Source organism: Streptomyces sp. NPDC102514, assembly GCF_055584525.1.
Map to the genome: position 1 here is coordinate 1 of NZ_JBVJLW010000019.1, position 20,587 is coordinate 20,587.

The 20,587-nt window shown below is 69.6% G+C and carries 12 protein-coding genes, 1 tRNA gene and 1 rRNA gene; 12 read left to right on the top strand and 2 right to left on the bottom strand.

The window, feature by feature from the left end:
• The 3 genes from rrf to ACZ60E_RS36950 all read left to right on the top strand — a co-directional run.
• A 5S ribosomal RNA gene (gene rrf / locus ACZ60E_RS36940) occupies nt 1–93 on the top strand; the annotation flags it as partial.
• 114 nt (nt 94–207) lie between these two features.
• On the top strand, nt 208–870 hold the full coding sequence (locus tag ACZ60E_RS36945; RefSeq protein WP_469446414.1) for a DegT/DnrJ/EryC1/StrS family aminotransferase: 663 nt from the start codon (nt 208–210) through the stop codon (nt 868–870).
• 119 nt (nt 871–989) lie between these two features.
• Nucleotides 990–1,062 (top strand) — tRNA-Thr (locus ACZ60E_RS36950).
• A gap of 79 nt (nt 1,063–1,141) precedes the next feature.
• Here ACZ60E_RS36950 and ACZ60E_RS36955 read toward each other — a convergent pair.
• Nucleotides 1,142–3,889: a SpoIIE family protein phosphatase gene (locus ACZ60E_RS36955; RefSeq protein ID WP_469446415.1), complete on the bottom strand. Its 2,748-nt coding sequence runs from the start codon at nt 3,887–3,889 to the stop codon at nt 1,142–1,144.
• 322 nt (nt 3,890–4,211) lie between these two features.
• On the opposite strand from ACZ60E_RS36955, the gene ACZ60E_RS36960 reads away from it, so the two are divergent.
• The 9 genes from ACZ60E_RS36960 (at nt 4,212) to ACZ60E_RS37000 (ending at nt 19,193) form a co-directional block, all read left to right on the top strand.
• A complete protein-coding gene (locus ACZ60E_RS36960) occupies nt 4,212–9,698 on the top strand; it encodes a HAMP domain-containing protein (protein WP_453792538.1) in 5,487 nt (1,828 codons plus the stop codon).
• 314 nt (nt 9,699–10,012) lie between these two features.
• The gene (locus ACZ60E_RS36965) at nt 10,013–10,699 is read left to right on the top strand and encodes a response regulator (protein ID WP_469446272.1); all 687 of its coding nucleotides are present in this window, start codon (nt 10,013–10,015) and stop codon (nt 10,697–10,699) included.
• A 324-nt stretch (nt 10,700–11,023) separates the two neighbouring features.
• Nucleotides 11,024–13,786, top strand: a complete 2,763-nt coding sequence (locus ACZ60E_RS36970; protein ID WP_469446274.1) for a DNA translocase FtsK — start codon at nt 11,024–11,026, stop codon at nt 13,784–13,786.
• Between the two features lie 357 nt (nt 13,787–14,143).
• Nucleotides 14,144–15,001 carry a helix-turn-helix domain-containing protein gene (locus ACZ60E_RS36975; protein WP_453792540.1) on the top strand — a complete coding sequence of 286 codons (858 nt, stop codon included), beginning with the start codon at nt 14,144–14,146 and terminating at the stop codon, nt 14,999–15,001.
• Nucleotides 15,002–15,130: 129 nt separating this feature from the next.
• Complete coding sequence (gene rimO / locus ACZ60E_RS36980; RefSeq protein WP_469446275.1) at nt 15,131–16,612, top strand: 30S ribosomal protein S12 methylthiotransferase RimO; 1,482 nt, start codon at nt 15,131–15,133, stop codon at nt 16,610–16,612.
• Nucleotides 16,609–17,439: a CDP-diacylglycerol--glycerol-3-phosphate 3-phosphatidyltransferase gene (gene pgsA / locus ACZ60E_RS36985; protein ID WP_469446277.1), complete on the top strand. Its 831-nt coding sequence runs from the start codon at nt 16,609–16,611 to the stop codon at nt 17,437–17,439. The genes rimO and pgsA overlap by 4 nt, the downstream gene beginning before the upstream one ends.
• The gene (locus tag ACZ60E_RS36990) at nt 17,436–17,981 is read left to right on the top strand and encodes a CinA family protein (RefSeq protein WP_384798801.1); all 546 of its coding nucleotides are present in this window, start codon (nt 17,436–17,438) and stop codon (nt 17,979–17,981) included. The genes pgsA and ACZ60E_RS36990 overlap by 4 nt, the downstream gene beginning before the upstream one ends.
• A 109-nt stretch (nt 17,982–18,090) precedes the next feature.
• A complete protein-coding gene (locus tag ACZ60E_RS36995) occupies nt 18,091–18,465 on the top strand; it encodes a helix-turn-helix domain-containing protein (RefSeq protein ID WP_107022501.1) in 375 nt (124 codons plus the stop codon).
• Nucleotides 18,466–18,722: 257 nt separating this feature from the next.
• Nucleotides 18,723–19,193 (top strand): Dps family protein, encoded by a 471-nt coding sequence (locus ACZ60E_RS37000; RefSeq protein ID WP_469446280.1) that lies wholly within the window; start codon nt 18,723–18,725, stop codon nt 19,191–19,193.
• A gap of 562 nt (nt 19,194–19,755) precedes the next feature.
• Here the strand turns inward: ACZ60E_RS37000 and ACZ60E_RS37005 are convergent.
• The gene (locus ACZ60E_RS37005) at nt 19,756–20,520 is read right to left on the bottom strand and encodes an SDR family NAD(P)-dependent oxidoreductase (RefSeq protein WP_469446281.1); all 765 of its coding nucleotides are present in this window, start codon (nt 20,518–20,520) and stop codon (nt 19,756–19,758) included.
• Nucleotides 20,521–20,587: the final 67 nt, after the last annotated feature.

Here is a 20,587-nt window from a genome sequence, read left to right on the forward strand (position 1 = left end):
ACGCCCGGTTACATTCCGAACCCGGAAGCTAAGCCTTACAGCGCCGATGGTACTGCAGGGGGGACCCTGTGGGAGAGTAGGACGCCGCCGAACTAATTTTAAAAGAGCTGGTCCCTGAACTTAGGTTCAGGGACCAGCTCTTTTTTGTTGTGCGTCACTTGGAGTTCACGTTGCGCGACCAACATCACGGGCATGGGTACTGCTGCAATGCTCAGGGCCGCGGGTGTCGGAGCCGGTGACGAGGTCATCGTGCCGGCCTTCGGGAACGCCGAGGTGGCCGAGGCCGTCGTCCTGGCCGGCGCGCTGCCGGTGTTCGTCGACATCGATCCGAACACGTACTGCCTCGAGACCGCCGAGGTCGAGGCGGCTGTCGGGCCGCGGACGGCCGCCCTGGTCGCCGTTCACCGCTTCGGACGGCTCGCCGACATGCCGAGCCTGTGGGACATCGGCCGGCGGCGTGGGCTGCTGGTGCTCGAACAGGGCGAGTCCGAGGCGCCGTACGCCGAGGTCGAGGAGCGCAGGGCGCGTGCGACCTACCTCGACGGGCGGTTGCGGGGTGTACGGACTCCGGAGCGGGGCGTCGGGCACACCTACCAGCAGTACGTCGTGCGGGTGTTGGGGAACGGGCGGCCGGACCGCGACGCCTTCGCGCGGGCCGTGCGGGCCAAGGGCGTCGAATGCAGGGTGCCCGTGAAGACACCGGTGCACCGGATGCCCGCGTTCAGGCGGGACGTCTGCCTGCCCGAGACCGAACGGGCCGCCGACGAGACGCTGGCTCTGCCGGTCGACGCGTCGCTGACGAAGCGGGAGATGCAGCGGATCGTGTCCGCGTGCAATGCCCTCGGCGGACTGCTGCAGCCTGCCTTCTAGGACTGGCGGACGCAGCACCGAACGGGGTACCGGACGGGGTATCGAACGCAGTTGGGAGCACCCCGGCGTTCGGGGTATGCTTTATTCCGTTGCCACGAGGGAAACCTCGAAAGCAACAGGCCCCTATAGCTCAGTCGGTAGAGCGTCTCCATGGTAAGGAGAAGGTCAACGGTTCGATTCCGTTTGGGGGCTCAGACAGAAAAGGCCTCCGCCCTTGTGGGCGGGGGCCTTTCGCGTTTCCCGGGGCCGTCGCGGCCCCGGGAACAGACCGTCAGTCCTTCTGCGGACCCGGGACGCGCATCGCCAGAATGGCCATGTCGTCGGACGGCGCGTCACTCGCGAACCGCTCGACCGCGCGCATGATGCGGGCGGCCACCGCACCGGCCGTCAGACCCGTGCAGGTGGTGAGGACGTCGGCGAGGCCGTCGTCGCCCAGCATGCGGGTGCCCTCGCGGCGTTCGGTCACGCCGTCCGTCACACACAGCAGGACGTCCCCCGGATCGAGGGTCACCTCCTGCTCGTACAGCTCCAGGTCGTCCATGACGCCCAGGAGCGGCTGGGGTTCGGCGGCCGGTTCCACCGTGCCGTCCGGGCGCAGGCGCAGGGGGAGCGGGTGGCCGGCGCAGACCACCTTCAGGAGCGCCGAGCCGTCCTCCTGGGGCCACAACTCCCCGTACAGGAGGGTCAGGAAGCGGCTGCGGGCGCCCTCGTCGAGGATCGCGGAGTTCAGGCGGTCCAGGACCGCCGGGCCTCCGTAGCCCTCGCGGGCGAGCAGGCGCAGTGCGTGCCGGGCGAGTCCGGTGACCGCGGCCGCCTCCGGTCCCGTACCGCAGACGTCTCCGATGGCGAAGCCGTAGGCGCCGTCGCGGATGGGGAAGAGGTCGTAGAAGTCGCCGCCGACCTCGTTGCCCTCGCCCGCCGCGCGGTAGATGACCTCGACCTCGACGCCCTCGATGTGGGGGAGTTCCGGGGGCAGGAGGCTGCGCTGGAGGGACTGGCTGATGGCCGTGCGCTCCGAGTACAGGCGCGCGTTGTCCAGGGCGAGGGCGGCCCGGCGGCTCAGGTCCTCGGCCAGTTCCAGGATCTCCTGGCGGAAGTGTTCGTCCGTCGGCTTGCCGAGCGTCAGCATGCCGATGACGCGGTTGCGGGCCACCAGGGGCAGGACGACCGTCTCGCCGCCGACCGCGCCGGCCGTCGCCAGTGTCGTACCGATGCCGGCGCTGACCGAGGCGGGTCCGCCCAGGCCGAGGCTCCGCATGGAGGTGCGCAGGGCGGCCGTGTGGGCCGCCTCGGCGGGGGCCGCCCACACGCGGGCGCCCGGTGTGGGGACCGGGTCCGGCGGGGCGATCTTCGACAGGAGGGCCTTGAGGCCGTCGATGCGTTCTTCGTCCTCGTGCAGGACGTACGAAAGGTAGGGGTCGGAGGCCTGGTCGGCAATCGTGTAGACGGCACACCAGGTGGCCAGGGTCGGGACCGTCATCTGGGCCATCAGGGCCAGTGTCTGGTCGCGGTCCAGCGTGCCTGCGAGCAGGTCCGAGGCCTCGACGAGGAAGGACAGCGAGCCGCGGCGCAGCCGCTCCAGCTCGCCGAGGCGGGCCGACTCCACGGCGAGCGCGATGCGGTCGGCGGCGAACTGGAGGCGCAGGGCCTCCTCGTTCGAGTAGCGGGCCGGTGATTCGGCCGCCACGCCGAGCGAGCCGGTGAGTCTGCCCTCGACCTTGAGGGGGACCGTGACGACCGAACGCATACCGGTGCCATTGAGGAGCGGTACGGCCCCTGGGACGGCCGTGAGGTCCTCGTGGACGGCCGGCATGCGGGCCGAGCCGTAACGGCCGGTACCCGCCTCCACAGGGACGCGGGCGAAGCGCTGGCGGGCGGAGGGGAGCCCGGTGGAGGCGCGTACCTCCAGTTCCGTTTCGTCGTCGGTCGCCAGGAGGAGGAAGGCGGAGTCGCCGTCGAGCATGTCGCGGGCGCGCTCCACCGTGCGCTGGAGGAGGCCGTCCAGGTCGTCCGGGGCCGGTGAGCCGATGAAGACCTCGAAGGGGTCCGAGGCATGGCCCTCGGAGCTGGTGGTCGTGTCCGTGGCCGAGACGCGCAACGGGGTCTGCAGGACCGCTCGTTCGTGGTCGCGGACCAGCAGGCAGACCGTGGAGGGCTCGCCGCCGGTGTCGCGGACGCGCAGGTGCGAGGCGTATACGGGGGTGACGCGGCCGTTGGCGCCACGCAGGCCGTAACTGCCCTCCCAGCGGGACAGCTTGAGGGCCTCGACGATGCCGGTGCTGGTGCCGGGGGTGTGCGGCCAGGCCGCGAGGTCGGTCAGCGGCTTGCCGACGACCTGCTCCGCCGGGTAGCCGAAGAGTTCCTCCGCGTCCTCGTTCCAGGCGTTGATCGCGCCGGCGCGGTCGATCTGGACGACCGCCACGCGGACGCGGCCGTCGGCGAGGGGGAGCAGGTGGGAGGGCAGGGACGGGCCCGCGGTGCGGGTGCCCACCGCGCGCTCGGGGATGTCCAGCTGGAACCAGACCTGCTTGCGGGTGGGCGTGTACTCGACACCCCAGCGGCCGGCCAGGGCGGCACAGAGCTGGAGGCCGCGCCCGCCCTCACGGTCGGGGTTACCCATGTTGATGGCGCTGCCCTGGAGTGGAATCTCACGTTCCGGGTAGTGGTCCGCCACCTCGATCCGTACGCCGTCGTCGCTGCGCAGGCACAGGACGTCCGCGGACGTGCCGGCGTGCACCACGGCGTTGGTGACCAGCTCGCTCGTGAGGACCACGGCGTCGTCGACGATGTCGGCGAAGCCCCAGCCCTGGAGGGTGTCACGGACGAAGGAACGAGCGGTCGCGACGGACCGCCCGACAGGGTCGAAGCTGGCGGCCGCGCGCGCGGTGATCACAGAACTCCTTGTCCGGTCGTCGGCGGGCAGGGCTCCGTGGCCGACCCGCCCCTGCCGGGGCAGGAGCTGGTTCTCGGTCGGCCGGGGATCCTGGGGTGGTCCCCCAGGATGCAGTCCGGTGGTCATGGTGCGGTGCCCTCCGATGCCTGCCTGCCCGCTCGTGCTCGTGCCACCGCCCAGGCCGGAAGGACCGGCGTGGCTGGACAGCCGCATGCAAGGTTACTTACCTTCGCGGTCCATGCGGATGCCGGTCGCCAGTGTTTACGTCCGGAGCGTGTGCGGACCGTGTGCGAAGCTGCCGAACTGTTATGGCCTGGTTCAGCCATGGTGAAACACTGGGCAGGCTCCAAGGGAAGGTCCGGGCAGGTTGAGAGCCTTCCGGCACGCGGGGCAAGAAGTACCTGAGTACGCCGAGCGGTAAATGGTCGACCCTTGCGGGAGGGACACAGTGGAGTCTGGCGCAGCGACGCGGGGCACTAAGACGCGCGCGAAAGGCGGACAGTCCCTGAGTAATCAGCGTAAACCGCGCAATGGCACCACCGAGGTGGACACGGCGGCCCTCAACAGGCTGCTGGCGGCCCTGGTGTCGATGCGGGACGGCAACTTCCGTAAGAGGCTCACGGTCTCCGGCGACGGCGTGATGTCCGAGATCGCGGCCGTCTTCAACGAGGTCGGCGACCGGAATCTGCAGCTGACGGGTGAGCTCTCGCGGGTGCGGCGCATGGTCGGCCGTGAGGGGAAGCTCACGGAGCGGCTGGAGACGGGTGCCTGCGAGGGCTCCTGGGCCGCGGCGATCGACGCCTCCAACGCGCTCGTCGACGATCTCGTACGGCCCGTCTCCGAGGTCGGCCGGGTGCTGTCCGCGGTGGCGGAGGGTGATCTGTCGCCGCGTATGGAGCTGCGGGCGCAGGCCGCGGACGGCAACGGGCATCCGCTGCGCGGCGAGTTCCTGAAGGTCGGGCGCACGGTCAACAACCTGGTCGACCAGTTGTCCACGTTCACCGACGAGGTCACGCGGGTGGCCAGTGAGGTCGGTACCGAGGGCAAGTTGGGCGGACAGGCCCGGGTGCGCGGTATGTCCGGTTCGTGGAAGGACCTCACGGACTCGGTTAACACGATGGCGTACCGGCTGACGGCCCAGGTGCGGGACATCGCACTGGTGACGACGGCGGTCGCCAAGGGTGACTTGTCCCGGAAGGTCACGGTTCACGTGGCCGGCGAGATGCTCGAACTGAAGAACACCGTCAACACGATGGTGGACCAGCTGTCCTCGTTCTCCTCCGAGGTGACGCGGGTAGCGCGCGAGGTGGGCACCGAGGGTGAGCTGGGCGGGCAGGCGCAGGTGCCCGGTGTGGCCGGGGTGTGGAAGGACCTCACCGATTCGGTGAACCTCATGGCCGGCAACCTGACCGCGCAGGTGCGCGGGATCGCGCAGGTCACGACGGCGGTCGCCAACGGTGACCTGTCGCAGAAGGTGACGGTGTCCGCGCGCGGCGAGGTCGCGCAGCTCGCCGAGACGATCAACCAGATGACCGAGACGCTGCGGACGTTCGCGGACGAGGTCACGCGTGTCGCCAACGAGGTCGGTGGCGAGGGGCGGCTCGGTGGGCAGGCGAACGTGCCGGGCGCGGCGGGCACGTGGAAGGACCTCACCGATTCGGTGAACACGGTCTTCAGGAACCTCACCACCCAGGTGCGGGACATCGCCGCAGTAACTACTGCGGTGGCCAACGGCGATCTGTCGCAGAAGGTCAGCGTCGAGGTCGCCGGCGAGATGCTGGAGCTGAAGAACACCGTCAACACGATGGTCGACCAGCTCTCCAGCTTCGGCGCGGAGGTCACCCGCGTGGCGCGGGAGATCGGCGTCGAGGGCGAGCTGGGCGGTCAGGCCCAGGTGCCCGGCGCGGCCGGTACGTGGAAGGACCTCACCGACTCCGTCAACACGGCGTTCCGCAACCTCACCGGACAGGTGAGGAACATCGCCCAGGTGACGACGGCGGTGGCCAACGGCGACCTGTCGCAGAAGGTCACCGTGGACGTCTCCGGCGAGATGCTCGCGCTGAAGAACACCGTGAACACGATGGTCGACCAGCTGTCGTCCTTCGCCGACCAGGTGACGCGGATGGCGCGTGACGTGGGCACGGAGGGCCGCCTGGGCGGCCAGGCGCGAGTGGACGGCGTGTCCGGCACGTGGAAGGACCTCACCGACTCCGTCAACTTCATGGCGGGCAACCTCACGTCCCAGGTGCGGCAGATCGCCCAGGTGACGACGGCGGTGGCGCGCGGTGACCTCTCGCAGAAGATCGAGGTCGACGCGCGCGGCGAGATCCTCGAACTGAAGAACACGATCAACACCATGGTCGACCAGCTCAGCGCCTTCGCCGAGCAGGTGACCCGGGTGGCCCGCGAGGTGGGCACCGACGGCCGTCTCGGCGGTCAGGCGCAGGTGCCGGGGGTGGCTGGTGTGTGGCGCGACCTCACCGACTCGGTGAACGGCATGGCCGGCAACCTCACCGCGCAGGTGCGCAACATCGCGCAGGTCGCGACCGCGGTGGCCCGCGGCGACCTCTCGCAGAAGATCGACGTGGACGCGCGCGGCGAGATCCTGGAGCTGAAGAACACCCTCAACACGATGGTGGACCAGCTCTCGAACTTCGCCGAGCAGGTCACCAGGGTGGCCCGTGAGGTGGGCACGGAGGGCATCCTCGGCGGGCAGGCCGAGGTCCAGGGTGTCTCCGGCACCTGGAAGGACCTCACGCAGTCCGTGAACTTCATGGCGAACAACCTGACGATCCAGGTGCGCAACATCGCCGAGGTCACGACCGCCGTCGCCAAGGGTGATCTGTCGAAGAAGATCACCGTCGACGCGAAGGGCGAGATCCTCGAACTCGTCACCACCGTCAACACGATGGTCGACCAGCTGTCGTCGTTCGCCGAGCAGGTGACCCGGGTCGCCCGCGAGGTCGGCACCGAGGGCCAGCTGGGCGGCCAGGCGCGCGTGCCTGGCGTCACGGGCATCTGGAAGGACCTCAGCGACAACGTCAACCTGATGGCCAACAACCTGACCGTGCAGGTGCGGAACATCTCCCAGGTCGCGGCGGCCGTCGCCAACGGCGACCTGACGCGGACGGTGACGATCGAGGCGCGCGGCGAGGTCGCGCAGCTCGCCGACACCTTCAACACCATGGTGAAGACGCTGAGTTCGTTCGCCGACCAGGTCACCAAGGTGGCCCGCGAGGTGGGTACGGACGGCATCCTCGGCGGCCAGGCGCGTGTACCGGGCGTGTCGGGTACGTGGAAGGACCTCACGGAGTCCGTGAACGGCATGGCGTCGAACCTGACCGGACAGGTGCGCAACATCGCGATGGTCACCACGGCCATCGCCAAGGGCGACCTGACCAAGAAGATCGACATCGACGCGCGCGGCGAGATCCTGGAGCTGAAGACCACCATCAACACGATGGTCGACCAGCTGTCGTCGTTCGCCGAGGAGGTCACCCGGGTGGCCCGCGAGGTGGGTACCGAGGGGCAGTTGGGCGGCCAGGCGCGCGTACGCGACGTCGACGGCACCTGGCGCGACCTCACCGAGTCGGTGAACGAGATGGCCGGGAACCTGACCCGGCAGGTGCGTGCCATCGCGCGCGTGGCGACCGCCGTGACCCGCGGCGACCTCAACCTGAAGATCGACGTGGACGCCTCCGGGGAGATCCAGGAACTTCAGGACTACATCAACAAGATGATCGCGAACCTCCGCGACACCACGATCGCCAACAAGGAGCAGGACTGGCTGAAGGGCAACCTCGCCCGGATCTCCGGTCTGATGCAGGGCCGCCGCGATCTCGCCGACGTGGCCTCGCTCATCATGGGCGAGCTGACTCCGGTGGTCTCGGCGCAGCACGGCGCGTTCTTCATGGCGATGCCTCTGGACGACGGCAAGCACGTGGGCGCCTCGAACGACGACTCGTACGAACTTCGCATGCTCGGGTCGTACGGCTACTCGATGGGCTCCATGCCGACGTCGTTCCGGCCCGGGGAGACGCTGATCGGGACGGCCGCCAAGGAGAAGCGCACGATTCTCGTGGAGAACGTGCCGCCGGGGTATCTGAAGATCGCCTCCGGCCTCGGGGAGGCACCTCCGGCGCATGTCATCGTGCTGCCGGTGCTCTTCGAAGGGACCGTCCTCGGGGTGATCGAGCTGGCGTCGTTCCACTCGTTCACGCACATCCAGAAGGACTTCCTCAGCCAGATCGCCGAGATGATCGCGACGAGCGTCAACACCATCGCGGTCAACACCAAGACCGAGGTGCTGCTCAAGCAGTCGCAGGAGCTGACCGAGCAGCTCAGGGAGCGGTCGGCGGAGCTGGAGAACCGGCAGAAGGCCCTCCAGGCGTCCAACGCCGAGCTGGAGGAGAAGGCCGAGCTGCTGGCCCAGCAGAACCGCGACATCGAGGTCAAGAACACCGAGATCGAGGAGGCGCGGCAGGTCCTGGAGGAGCGCGCCGAGCAACTCGCGGTCTCCATGCGCTACAAGAGCGAGTTCCTGGCCAACATGTCCCACGAGCTGCGTACGCCGCTCAACTCGCTGCTGATCCTCGCCAAGCTGCTCGCCGACAACGCGGACACCAACCTCACGCCCAAGCAGGTCGAGTTCGCCGAGACGATCCACGGGGCGGGTTCCGACCTGCTCCAGCTGATCAACGACATCCTCGACCTGTCGAAGGTCGAGGCGGGCAAGATGGACGTGTCGCCGACGCGTATCGCGCTGGTCCAGCTCGTCGACTACGTAGAGGCCACTTTCCGTCCGCTGACGGCGGAGAAGGGCCTCGATTTCTCCGTACGGGTCTCGCCGGAGCTGCCGGCCACGCTGCACACGGACGAGCAGCGGCTCCTCCAGGTGCTGCGCAACCTGCTCTCCAACGCGGTGAAGTTCACCGACTCCGGAGCGGTCGAACTGGTCATCCGGCCCGCGGGCGCGGAGGTGCCGGTCGCCATCCGGGAGCAGTTGCTGGAGGCGGGCTCGCTGCGGGACGCGGACGCCGATCTGATCGCGTTCTCCGTGACCGACACGGGCATCGGGATCGCGGCCAGCAAGATGCGGGTGATCTTCGAGGCGTTCAAGCAGGCGGACGGCACGACGAGCCGGAAGTACGGCGGTACGGGCCTGGGTCTGTCGATCTCGCGGGAGATCGCGCGGCTGCTCGGCGGTGAGATCCACGCGCAGAGCGAGCCGGGACGCGGCTCGACGTTCACGCTGTATCTGCCGCTGCACCCGAGCGAACTCCCGCCGCAGGGTTACCCGCAGCTGTCGCCGCCCATGGAGAACGGCGCGCTGCCGGCGGGCGCGGACGACGAGGCCGAGGCCCGCGTGGAGACACCGGCGGAGGTCAGGTCGTACCAGGAGACCCAGAACGGGCCCGCCGCGCTCTTCAGGCGGCGTCGCAGGGCGGTGTCCGCGGCCGAGCAGCGGCCCGCGCTGCCGGGGGCCCAGGCGCAGGCCCCGGAGGCCTGGGGCTCGGGCGGCGAGGAGGTGGCCACGCGCACGCGTGCCGTCTTCCGTTTCGAGGGCGAGAAGGTGCTGATCGTCGACGACGACATCCGCAACGTGTTCGCGCTCACCAGCGTCCTGGAGCAGCACGGTCTTTCGGTGCTGTACGCCGAGAACGGCCGTGAGGGCATCGAGGTCCTGGAGCAGCACGACGACGTGACGGTCGTCCTGATGGACATCATGATGCCGGAGATGGACGGATACGCGACCACGACGGCGATCCGCAGGATGCCCCAGTTCGCCGGGCTGCCGATCATCGCGCTCACCGCGAAGGCGATGAAGGGCGACCGGGAGAAGGCCATCGAGTCGGGTGCCTCCGACTACGTGACGAAGCCGGTCGATCCCGATCATCTGCTCTCGGTGATGCAGCAGTGGATGCGGGGGCAGTGATCCAGGGGCGGGTTTCGTCGGACCGCCGAGGATGATTGAGTGGTGGGGAAATGACCGCGTCCACGGGCCGGTCGGACGGTGGCGCGGTATGCCGGGTTGCTGACTGACTGTGCCCGGAGCCGTGTAGAAAGCCGGGATTCGGGGAACCTTCTGGTCTCCCGCTGCGTTTCTGCTACGTGCACAGTGACATCGCGGTGACAGGGTGTGGCGACAGGCGGGGTGCGGCTACCATGACCGGCACAAGGACGGGCGGCGCTCAGAAGCCGTCCCCTGGGGCGGCGCCCGGTGCACTGCCGGGACGAGGAGGGCGGGCCATGGTGCAGAAGGCCAAGATCCTCCTGGTCGATGACCGGCCGGAGAATCTGCTGGCGCTGGAGGCCATCCTCTCTGCGCTCGATCAGACACTGGTACGGGCATCTTCCGGGGAGGAAGCGCTCAAAGCGCTGCTCACGGACGACTTCGCGGTCATTCTGCTGGATGTCCAGATGCCGGGCATGGACGGTTTCGAGACCGCCGCGCACATCAAGAGGCGGGAACGGACCCGGGACATCCCGATCATCTTCCTCACCGCGATCAACCACGGGCCGCACCACACGTTCCGCGGGTACGCGGCGGGTGCGGTGGACTACATCTCCAAGCCGTTCGATCCGTGGGTGCTGCGCGCGAAGGTCTCGGTGTTCGTCGAGCTCTACATGAAGAACTGCCAACTCCGGGAGCAGGCGGCGCTGCTGCGTCTGCAGCTGGAGGGCAGCGGCGGCAAGTCGGTGCTCGGTGACACCAAGGAGCCGGCCGGACTGCTCGCCGAACTCTCCGCGCGGCTCGCGGCCGTCGAGGAGCAGGCCGAAGCGCTCTCCAAACAGCTGGACGACGATTCGGCGGACGCGGCGGCGGTGGCCACCGCCGCCCATCTCGAACGGAAACTGACGGGGCTGCGTCGCGCGCTGGACGCGCTGGAGCCCGGCACGGGGAGCGGTGCGGCTTCGCTGCCGTCCCAGAACTGAGGACTTCCCGGAACCGAGGCGTTCTCCGAGCTGGGTTCCGGCGGACTCGGCCGCCGAAGGTGAGTCTTCGCCGGTCGTGAGGCGTCCGCAGATTCGGTGGTGGCGGCTCAGACCCCTTGTGCGGCCCTGGGGTTGCCGTGTCTCGGTGGACCTGCCCTGATCGGCCCTCTCGTGCCGCACGGCCGCCGGTGGGCCGAACGGCGTTCCGCGCGGCCGGGGTTGCCGCCGAGGCGGCGTCAGCCCGGCGCCGGGAACGGGCGACACGAACGGGTGAAGCAGTAGGCACACGTGTCCGCAGTGGTCTCCACCGGTAACCTCACACCCATGGCCTCACGTCAGCCCGCAGCCAAGAAGTCGCCCGCGAAGAAGGCGGCCGCTCCGACGAAGGCTGTGGCGAAGAGGGCCCCCGCGAAGAAAGCTCCCGCGAAAAAGGCGCCCCCGAAGAAGGCCGCAGTCCGCAAAGCCGCGCCCCCGAAGCCGGCGCCCAGCCCGACAGGGGGCGTGTACAGGCTCGTACGCGCTCTCTGGCTCGGTGTCGCGCACGCCGTCGGCGCCGTGTTCCGCGGAATAGGGCGTGGAGCCAAGGGGCTCGACCCGGCGCACCGCAAGGACGGTCTCGCGCTCCTGCTGCTCGGTCTCACCCTGATCACCGCGGCGGGGACCTGGTCCAACCTCCGCGGCCCGGTGGGCGACCTCGTCGAGATGCTCGTGACCGGCGCCTTCGGCCGCCTCGACCTGCTCGTGCCGATACTGCTGGCGGTCGTCGCCGCCCGGCTCATCCGGCACCCCGAGAAGCCCGAGGCCAACGGACGCATCGTCATCGGTCTCTCCGCGCTCGCCATCGGCGTGCTCGGCCAGGTCCACATCGCCTGCGGGGCGCCCGCCCGCAGCGACGGCATGCAGGCGATAAGGGACGCGGGCGGGCTCATCGGCTGGGGCGCGTCGACTCCGCTGACGTACACCATGGGTGACGTGCTGGCGGTGCCGCTTCTGGTGCTGCTCACGGTCTTCGGGCTGCTGGTGGTCACCGCGACCCCGGTCAACGCGATTCCGCACCGGCTGCGGCTGCTGGGAGTCCGGCTGGGCGTCCTGCAGCCCCGGGCGAGCGACGACGTGTTCGCCGAGGACGACGACGAGCGCTACGACGAGCAGTGGCGTGAGGTGCTGCCTGAGAGCCCCCGGAGGCGCCGTACGGCGCCCGAGGCGTACGACCCGGACGATGCCGAGCAGGAGGCGCTTTCGGAGCGCCGGAGCCGCCGCAGGCGGCCTGCCGTGCAGCAGCCCGCGCTGGACCGGCCCATGGACGCCGTGGACGTGGCCGCTGCCGCCGCCGCGGCGCTCGACGGCGCGGTGCTGCACGGGATGCCGCCCTCGCCCCTGGTGGCCGACCTCACGCAGGGCGTCGGCGCCGACCGGGGCGAGTACGAGGACTCGGGCACCGGCGAGGAGGCCGGCCGGCGCGAGGAGCCCACTCCGGTGCCTGCCGCGCGCGCCAGGACCGCCAGGCCCAAGCAGGAGATGCTGAAGGCCGAGGTCGCCGACCTCACCAAACCCGCCCCCGACACGTCCCGGGACCTCCCGGCACGGGCCGAGCAGCTCCAGCTCCGCGGCGACATCACGTACTCCCTCCCGTCGCTCGACCTCCTGGAGCGCGGCGGCCCCGGCAAGACCCGCAGCGCCGCCAACGACGCGGTCGTCGCCTCCCTCCAGAACGTCTTCAAGGAATTCAAGGTCGACGCCTCCGTCACCGGCTTCACCCGCGGTCCGACGGTCACCCGGTACGAGGTCGAGCTCGGCCCGGCCGTGAAGGTCGAGCGGATCACGGCGCTCGCCAAGAACATCGCGTACGCCGTCGCCAGCCCCGACGTGCGGATCATCAGCCCGATCCCCGGCAAGTCGGCGGTCGGCATCGAGATCCCGAACTCCGACCGCGAGATGGTCAACCTGGGCGACGTACTGCGGCTCGCGGACGCCGCCGAGGACGACCACCCGATGCTCGTCGCGCTCGGCAAGAACGTCGAGGGCGGCTACGAGATGGCCAACCTCGCGAAGATGCCGCACGTCCTGGTGGCCGGAGCGACCGGTTCCGGAAAGTCCTCGTGCATCAACTGCCTGATCACCTCGGTCATGGTGCGGGCGACCCCCGAGGACGTCCGCATGGTCCTGGTCGACCCCAAGCGCGTCGAGCTGACCGCGTACGAGGGAATCCCGCACCTGATCACTCCCATCATCACCAACCCGAAGCGGGCCGCCGAGGCGCTGCAGTGGGTCGTACGGGAGATGGATCTGCGGTACGACGACCTGGCCGCCTTCGGGTACCGGCACATCGACGACTTCAACGCCGCCATAAGGAAGGGCAAGGTCAAGCTGCCCGAGGGCAGTGAGCGGGAGCTGTCCCCGTACCCGTACCTGCTGGTGATCGTCGACGAGCTCGCGGATCTGATGATGGTCGCGCCGCGCGATGTCGAGGACTCCATCGTGCGCATCACGCAGCTCGCGCGCGCGGCCGGCATCCACCTCGTGCTCGCCACCCAGCGGCCGTCCGTGGACGTCGTCACGGGTCTGATCAAGGCGAACGTGCCGTCCCGGCTCGCCTTCGCCACCTCCTCGCTCGCGGACAGCCGCGTCATCCTCGACCAGCCCGGCGCCGAGAAGCTGATCGGCAAGGGCGACGGGCTCTTCCTGCCGATGGGGGCGAACAAGCCCACCCGTATGCAGGGCGCCTTCGTCACCGAGGACGAGGTCGCCGCCGTCGTGCAGCACTGCAAGGACCAGATGGCACCCGTCTTCAGGGACGACGTCACCGTGGGCACCAAGCAGAAGAAGGAGATCGACGAGGACATCGGCGACGACCTCGACCTGCTGTGCCAGGCCGCCGAACTGGTCGTCTCCACGCAGTTCGGGTCGACCTCGATGCTCCAGCGCAAGCTGCGCGTCGGCTTCGCCAAGGCCGGTCGGCTGATGGACCTCATGGAGTCCCGCAACATCGTCGGACCCAGCGAGGGATCCAAGGCTCGTGACGTTCTTGTGAAGGCTGACGAGCTGGACGGAGTGCTCGCGGTGATTCGGGGGCAGGCGGAGTCCTAGGGAGACAGGACGGGTCGCTTGTCCGGACCGGGGCGGACCGTCCTTCCGGGAGAGCGGGGCGTTTCCCTCCACGCGAGTGGACCGCTTCCTTTCGTGCGGTGGGTCGGGCCGCCCGGGTGACCCCGTTCGGGGCCGCCGGGGTGATCCGAACGTGACTCACCCGTAAGGAAACGGTGAGCAACCGTTTCCCTTCGTCGCACGTCAAGTTGAGGGAAGGGACAGAGACATGTCCCAGCATCAGGATGACCGGCCATTCTGATGGCGTACAAAGTCCTACCGCCCGGTTGCCCCACCCTTTCGCACCCCCCCTAGACTGAACCCCCAGCACAGGTGGCTTTACGCTCGAAAGGCGCCCCCGTGTCCATCGGCAACTCCCCTGACGACCACTCCTCTGACGACAACTCCCCTCAGGACGAGCGCCCCTCCGTAGAGGACGATCAGCCTTCGGTCGGCCATACCCTGCGGCAGGCGCGCATCGCGGCGGGGCTGACCGTCGACGACGTCAGTAACGCCACCCGGGTCCGTATCGCCATCGTGCACGCGATCGAGCAGGATGACTTCGGCCCCTGTGGCGGCGACGTCTACGCGCGCGGGCACATCAAGACGCTCGCCCGCGCCGTCGAGCTCGACCCGGCCGCACTGCTCAAGCGCTACGACGCCGACCACGGCGGGCGGCCCGCGCCGACTCCGGCCGCACCCATGTTCGAGGCGGAGCGGATCCGTCCCGAGCGCCGGGGCCCCAACTGGACCGCGGCCATGGTGGCCGCGATCGTCGCCGTGATCGGCTTCGTCGGATTCACGATGTTCAGCGGCGACGACGGCGACGGCAAGACGACGCAGGTCGCGGAGGGCTCGACGCCCACCGCGAGCAAGCCCGCCAAGACCAAGCCGACGCCGACCAAGCCGGACACCCCGAAGTCCGACCCGTCCGACGCCATCGCGGCCGCGCCGCAGGACAAGGTCACCGTCCAGGTCAGCGCCCCCGACGGCCGCAGCTGGATCTCGGCCAAGGACCACAACGGACGGCTGCTCTTCGACGGCCTCCTGGAGCAGGGCGACTCGAAGACCTTCCAGGACAAGGAGAAGGTCGACCTCGTCCTCGGCGACGCGGGCGCCATCCAGCTGTACGTGAACGGCAAGAAGATCGACGACGAGTTCCAGCCCGGCCAGGTGGAGCGCCTGACGTACACGAAGGGCGACCCCGAGGTCGGCTGAGCAGGAACGCAGCGAGAGGCGCTTGTTCGCACATCCGCCCGGCCTCTCGGGCAGGCGGGAACGGGGTTGGCCAAGATCGGCCAACCCCGTCGACGTGGGCTGTCAGTGGGACGAAGTAGTCTTGAGCCCATGCCTGAACGCCGTACCGTCGCACTCGTCACCCTTGGCTGCGCCCGTAACGAGGTGGACTCGGAGGAGCTCGCAGGCCGCTTGGAGGCGGACGGCTGGCACCTCGTGGAGGACGCCGAGAACGCGGACGTCGCCGTCGTCAACACCTGTGGCTTCGTCGAAGCCGCCAAGAAGGACTCCGTCGACGCCCTCCTGGAAGCCAATGACCTCAAGGGTCATGGCAGAACCCAGGCGGTCGTCGCCGTCGGCTGCATGGCCGAGCGGTACGGCAAGGAACTGGCCGAGGCCCTTCCCGAGGCCGACGGCGTACTCGGCTTCGACGACTACGCCGACATCTCCGACCGGCTCCAGACCATCCTGAACGGCGGGATCCACGCCGCCCACACCCCACGCGACCGGCGCAAGCTGCTGCCGATCAGCCCCGCCGAGCGTCAGGACGCCGGAGCCGAGGTCGCCCTTCCGGGCCACGGCCCCGCCGACCTCCCCGAAGGACTCGCCCCCGAGTCGGGCCCCCGTGCGCCCCTGCGCCGGCGGCTCGACGGCTCCCCGGTGGCCTCCGTGAAGCTCGCCTCCGGCTGCGACCGGCGCTGCTCCTTCTGCGCCATCCCGTCCTTCCGCGGCTCCTTCATCTCGCGCCGCCCCAGTGACGTCCTGGGGGAGACGCGCTGGCTCGCCGAGCAGGGTGTGAAGGAGGTCATGCTGGTCTCCGAGAACAACACGTCGTACGGCAAGGACCTCGGCGACATCCGCCTCCTGGAGACGCTGCTGCCCGAGCTCGCCGAGGTCGAGGGCATCGAGCGGGTGCGGGTCAGCTACCTGCAGCCGGCCGAGATGCGCCCCGGACTCATCGACGTACTGACCTCCACGCCGAACATCGCCCCCTACTTCGACCTGTCCTTCCAGCACTCCGCCCCCGGGGTGCTGCGCGCGATGCGGCGCTTCGGGAACACCGAGCAGTTCCTGGGACTCCTCGACACGATCCGCTCCAAGGCCCCGCAGGCCGGCGTGCGGTCGAACTTCATCGTGGGCTTCCCCGGCGAGACCGCGGACGACCTGGCGGAGCTGGAGCGCTTCCTGACCGCCGCGCGCCTGGACGCCATCGGTGTCTTCGGGTACTCGGACGAGGACGGCACCGAAGCGGCCACGTACGAGAACAAGCTGGACGAGGACGTCGTCGCCGAGCGCCTCGCGCGCGTGTCCCGGCTCGCCGAGGAACTGGTCTCCCAGCGGGCGGAGGAGCGCGTCGGCGAGACCCTCCAGGTACTGGTCGAGTCCCTCGGCTCGGCCACGGAGGGCGAGCCCGCGTACGGCCGCGCCGCGCACCAGGCGCCCGAGACCGACGGACAGGTGGTGTTCACGAGCGGCGAAGGACTGACCGTCGGCCGTATGGTCGAGGCGAAGGTGGTCGGTACGGAAGGTGTCGACCTGGTGGCCGAGCCGCTCCCGGGCTCGCTCGTGTGTACTGAGGAGGCGGCCAGATGACCGGAGTCCCGGCACCTGCGGCGGGCGGCTCCGGTGCGCCCGGTACACGCGGTGCCGCCGGTGCTCCCGGCGCCCCTGGCGCGGGAACCTCCGGTACGGGAACCACCGGTCCGGGAGTCTCCGGTACGAACGCTTCGGGTACGGGCGTATCCGGCACGGGTGTCTCCGGTACGGGCGTACCGGGTGCCCAGGGTCCGAAGCCGCCGCGCGGCGGCAAGCTGATCGACGCGGCCGTCAACCAGGCCAGCGTGTGGAACGTCGCCAATCTGCTCACCATGCTCCGGCTCGTACTCGTACCGGGCTTCGTGGCGCTGATGCTCGCCGACGGCGGATACGACCCCGTATGGCGGGCCTGGGCCTGGGCGGCCTTCGCCGTCGCCATGATCACGGACGTCTTCGACGGACATCTCGCCCGCACGTACAACCTCGTCACCGACTTCGGGAAGATCGCCGACCCGATCGCCGACAAAGCGATCATGGGAGCGGCGCTGATCTGTCTCTCCTACCTCGGCGACCTGCCGTGGTGGGTGACGGCCGTGATCCTCGGACGGGAGCTCGGGATCACCCTGCTGCGCTTCTGGGTGATCCGCTACGGCGTGATCCCGGCCAGCCGCGGCGGCAAGCTGAAGACACTGACACAGGGCATCGCCGTCGGCATGTACGTCCTGGCGCTGACGGGGCCGCTGGCGACCCTGAGGTTCTGGGTGATGGCCGGGGCGGTCGCCCTGACCGTCGTCACCGGAGCCGACTATGTGAGACAGGCCATTGTGCTGCGGCGCGAGGGAATGGCCGAGCGGAAGGCCGCCGCCGAGGAGGCGGAAGCGTGACGTCCACGGCCGCCGAAGTGCTGCGACTACTCACGGTGAGGGGCGAGACCCTTGCTGTCGCGGAGTCGCTGACCGGCGGCCTGGTGGCCGCGGAACTCGCGTCGGTGCCCGGGGCCTCCAAGGCCTTCCGCGGCTCGGTGACCGCGTACGCCACCGACCTCAAGCGTGACGTACTGGGCGTCGACGCCACTCTGCTGGATCAGCGCGGAGCGGTGGATCCGCAGGTAGCGGCCCAGATGGCGGCCGGCGCACGCAAGGTGCTCGGCGCGGACTGGGGAATATCGACCACCGGAGTCGCCGGCCCGGAGCCCCAGGACGGGCAGCCGGTCGGCACGGTTTTCATCGCCGTGGACGGCCCGTCCGAAGCGACGCATGAACGCGCTCTTGGCGGGAAAGTGTCCGCGCTGCGGTTGAACGGCTCCCGGACGGAAATCCGTATGGAGAGTGTACGGAGCGTGCTCGCCCTGCTTCTGGAGCGGCTTGTGAGCGAACACCCTGGGAATGATCGGGCACAGGATACGGAACAGAACGGGGGGTTTTGATGTTTGCAGCCCTGAGTGAACACGACATCGCTCCCCGCACGGCCGCGGCGCAAGGCGGTACGGTGGGGCGAGAAGGATGCGGCTATGCGGACCGAGGAGGGAGCCACCGATGATTCTGCTCCGTCGCCTGCTTGGTGACGTGCTGCGTCGGCAGCGCCAGCGCCAGGGCCGTACTCTGCGCGAAGTCTCCTCGTCCGCCCGAGTTTCACTCGGCTATCTCTCCGAGGTGGAGCGGGGGCAGAAAGAGGCTTCCTCGGAACTGCTCTCCGCGATCTGCGACGCGCTGGACGTACGGATGTCCGAGCTCATGCGGGAAGTGAGCGACGAACTCGCTCTGGCCGAGCTGGCCCAGTCGGCAGCGGCCACCGAGCCTGTACCCACACCGGTACGCCCGAGGCTCAACTCCGTCTCGGTGAGCAGTGTGCCGCCGGAACGGGTGACCATCAAGGCGCCTGCGGAGGCGGTCGACGTCGTCGCCGCGTGACGCCCATCGGCTCACGCCTGTGAGCTGGGAACGCGCCGTGCACAGCGCGGATCGGCAGCACTGAGAAGAACTGTGTGAGAGCCCCGGCCGGGGCTTCTCCGGAGAGATCCGGGGGAGTGCGGTCGGGGCTTTTGCGTTGAGCCAGGGGCGCGGCTTCCAAGGGGAGTGAGGTTTGTCGCGTTTGCCGGTATCGGCCGGGGCGGCGATGGTGGAGGGCGGGGGCAAGGCCCGGGGGTGCTGCTGACCGGAGGATGTCGATGTACGTCGTGAAGAGCCCGCTGTCCGATGCCGACCTGAAGACCGTGTCCGAGGCGCTGCAGGGCGCTCTGGTCGACCTGGTGGATCTGTCGCTCGTGGCGAAGCAGATCCACTGGAACGTGGTCGGCCCGCGCTTCCGGTCCGTTCACCTCCAGCTCGACGAGGTCGTCGACACCGCCCGGCTGCACTCCGACACCGTGGCGGAACGCGCCTCCACGCTCGGCGTCTCCCCGGACGGACGCGCCGCGACCGTCGCGCACAGCAGCGGGATCGGGCCCGTGAAGGACGGATGGGTGAAGGACGCCGACGCGGTGGGAACCCTCGTCGACGCCCTCGGAGCCGTCATCGGGCGGATGCGGCAGCGGGTGGGGGCCACGGGGGAGGCGGACCCGGTGAGCCAGGACATCTTCATCCAGATCACCGCGGACCTTGAGAAGCACCACTGGATGTTCCAGGCGGAGAACGGGTAGCGGCGGGGTTGTTTCTGTCCGGGGCGTGCCGCGGTGGGGCGGGAGCTGTTGGTGCGCCCGGTGCGCTCCCGTAATGCTGGTGCGCCCTGTCGAGAGGGAAACGCGGCGGTCTAGCGTCGCGCTGGAGGCGGTGCCATGACTGGGCGGATGAAACGGACGGGGCGGGTCGGGCGAATAGCCAGGTGGGGGCTTGCCCTGGGTGCCGGAGGGCTGTGGTGGTGGGCGGTGATACGGCTGGCCTTCGCCGCGGACGCCGGTGTGCTGGAGGGGGCGGTCGCGGCCGGCGGGTGGGGGCTGAGCCTGCTTCCGGTGCACTGCGTGCCCAAGGGGCGGGCCGTGGGGGCGGCCGGGTCCGATCAGTGGATGCGGCGGGCTTCCGGGGTTTGGCGGAGGTGGCGTGGGCCGTTGGTGGAGCGGGGTGAGCCTCTTTGAGGTGCTTGATGGGTTTGCAGCGTCCGCTGGGTTTGTGGTGCCTGCTGGGCTTGTAGTGCTTGTGGGGCAGTGGTGTCTGAGGGAGCAGTGGTGTCTGCGGGGGGGGGGGGGGGCGGGTTGTTGTTTGTTTTCACCAAGGCATCGCCACGCCACCGTTCGGGCGGAGGATCTGGCCCGTCGTGAAGGCCGAGGCGTCGGACGCGAGGTGCAGGACCGCGTGGGCGATGTCCTCGGGCTCGCCGACCCGGCCCAGTGGCGACATCCGTGACATGAACGCCTCCGTCCGCGTCTGAGCCTCGCCGTCGTGGCGGTCGGTCATGGGCGTACGGATCCAGCCCGGGGCGACCGCGTTGACCCGGATGCCGTGCGGACCCATCTCCGTCGCCAGGGTCTTCGTCAGCTGCACGACCGCCGCCTTCGCGGCTCCGTAGCAGAGCAGTCCCGGCCCGCCGGTGTCCACGGCCCCCGACGCCATCGTGATGATGCTGCCGGGCGTCCTGGAGGCCAGCATCGAACGGGCCGCCGCCTGGCAGGCGTACAGGACGCCCTTGAAGTTGACCGCCAGGACCCGGTCGAGGTCCTCGTCGCGGGTCTCCAGGACCGGGCTGCTGTGCATGATCCCCGCGACGGCGGCCATGACGTCCAGGCGCGCGCAGGTCGCGACCGCCTCGTCGAGCCTGGCGCGGTCGGTGACGTCGAGGGGGTGGGTACGGGCCGTACCGCCCGCGTCCTTGATCAGGGCCGCCGTCTCGTCCAGGCCCTGGGCGTCCAGGTCCGCGCAGTGGACGGCCGCACCCGCCTCCGCGAGCAGCACGGCGCAGGCGCGGCCGATGCCGCTCGCCGCGCCGGTGACGAAAGCGGTGCGTCCGGTGAGGTCGTACGCCGTGACGGGCATGCAGGGACCGTACGAGCGATCTGACGGGTCGTCAATTGGTCTTGCGGGGTGGTTTGTGAGGGGCCGG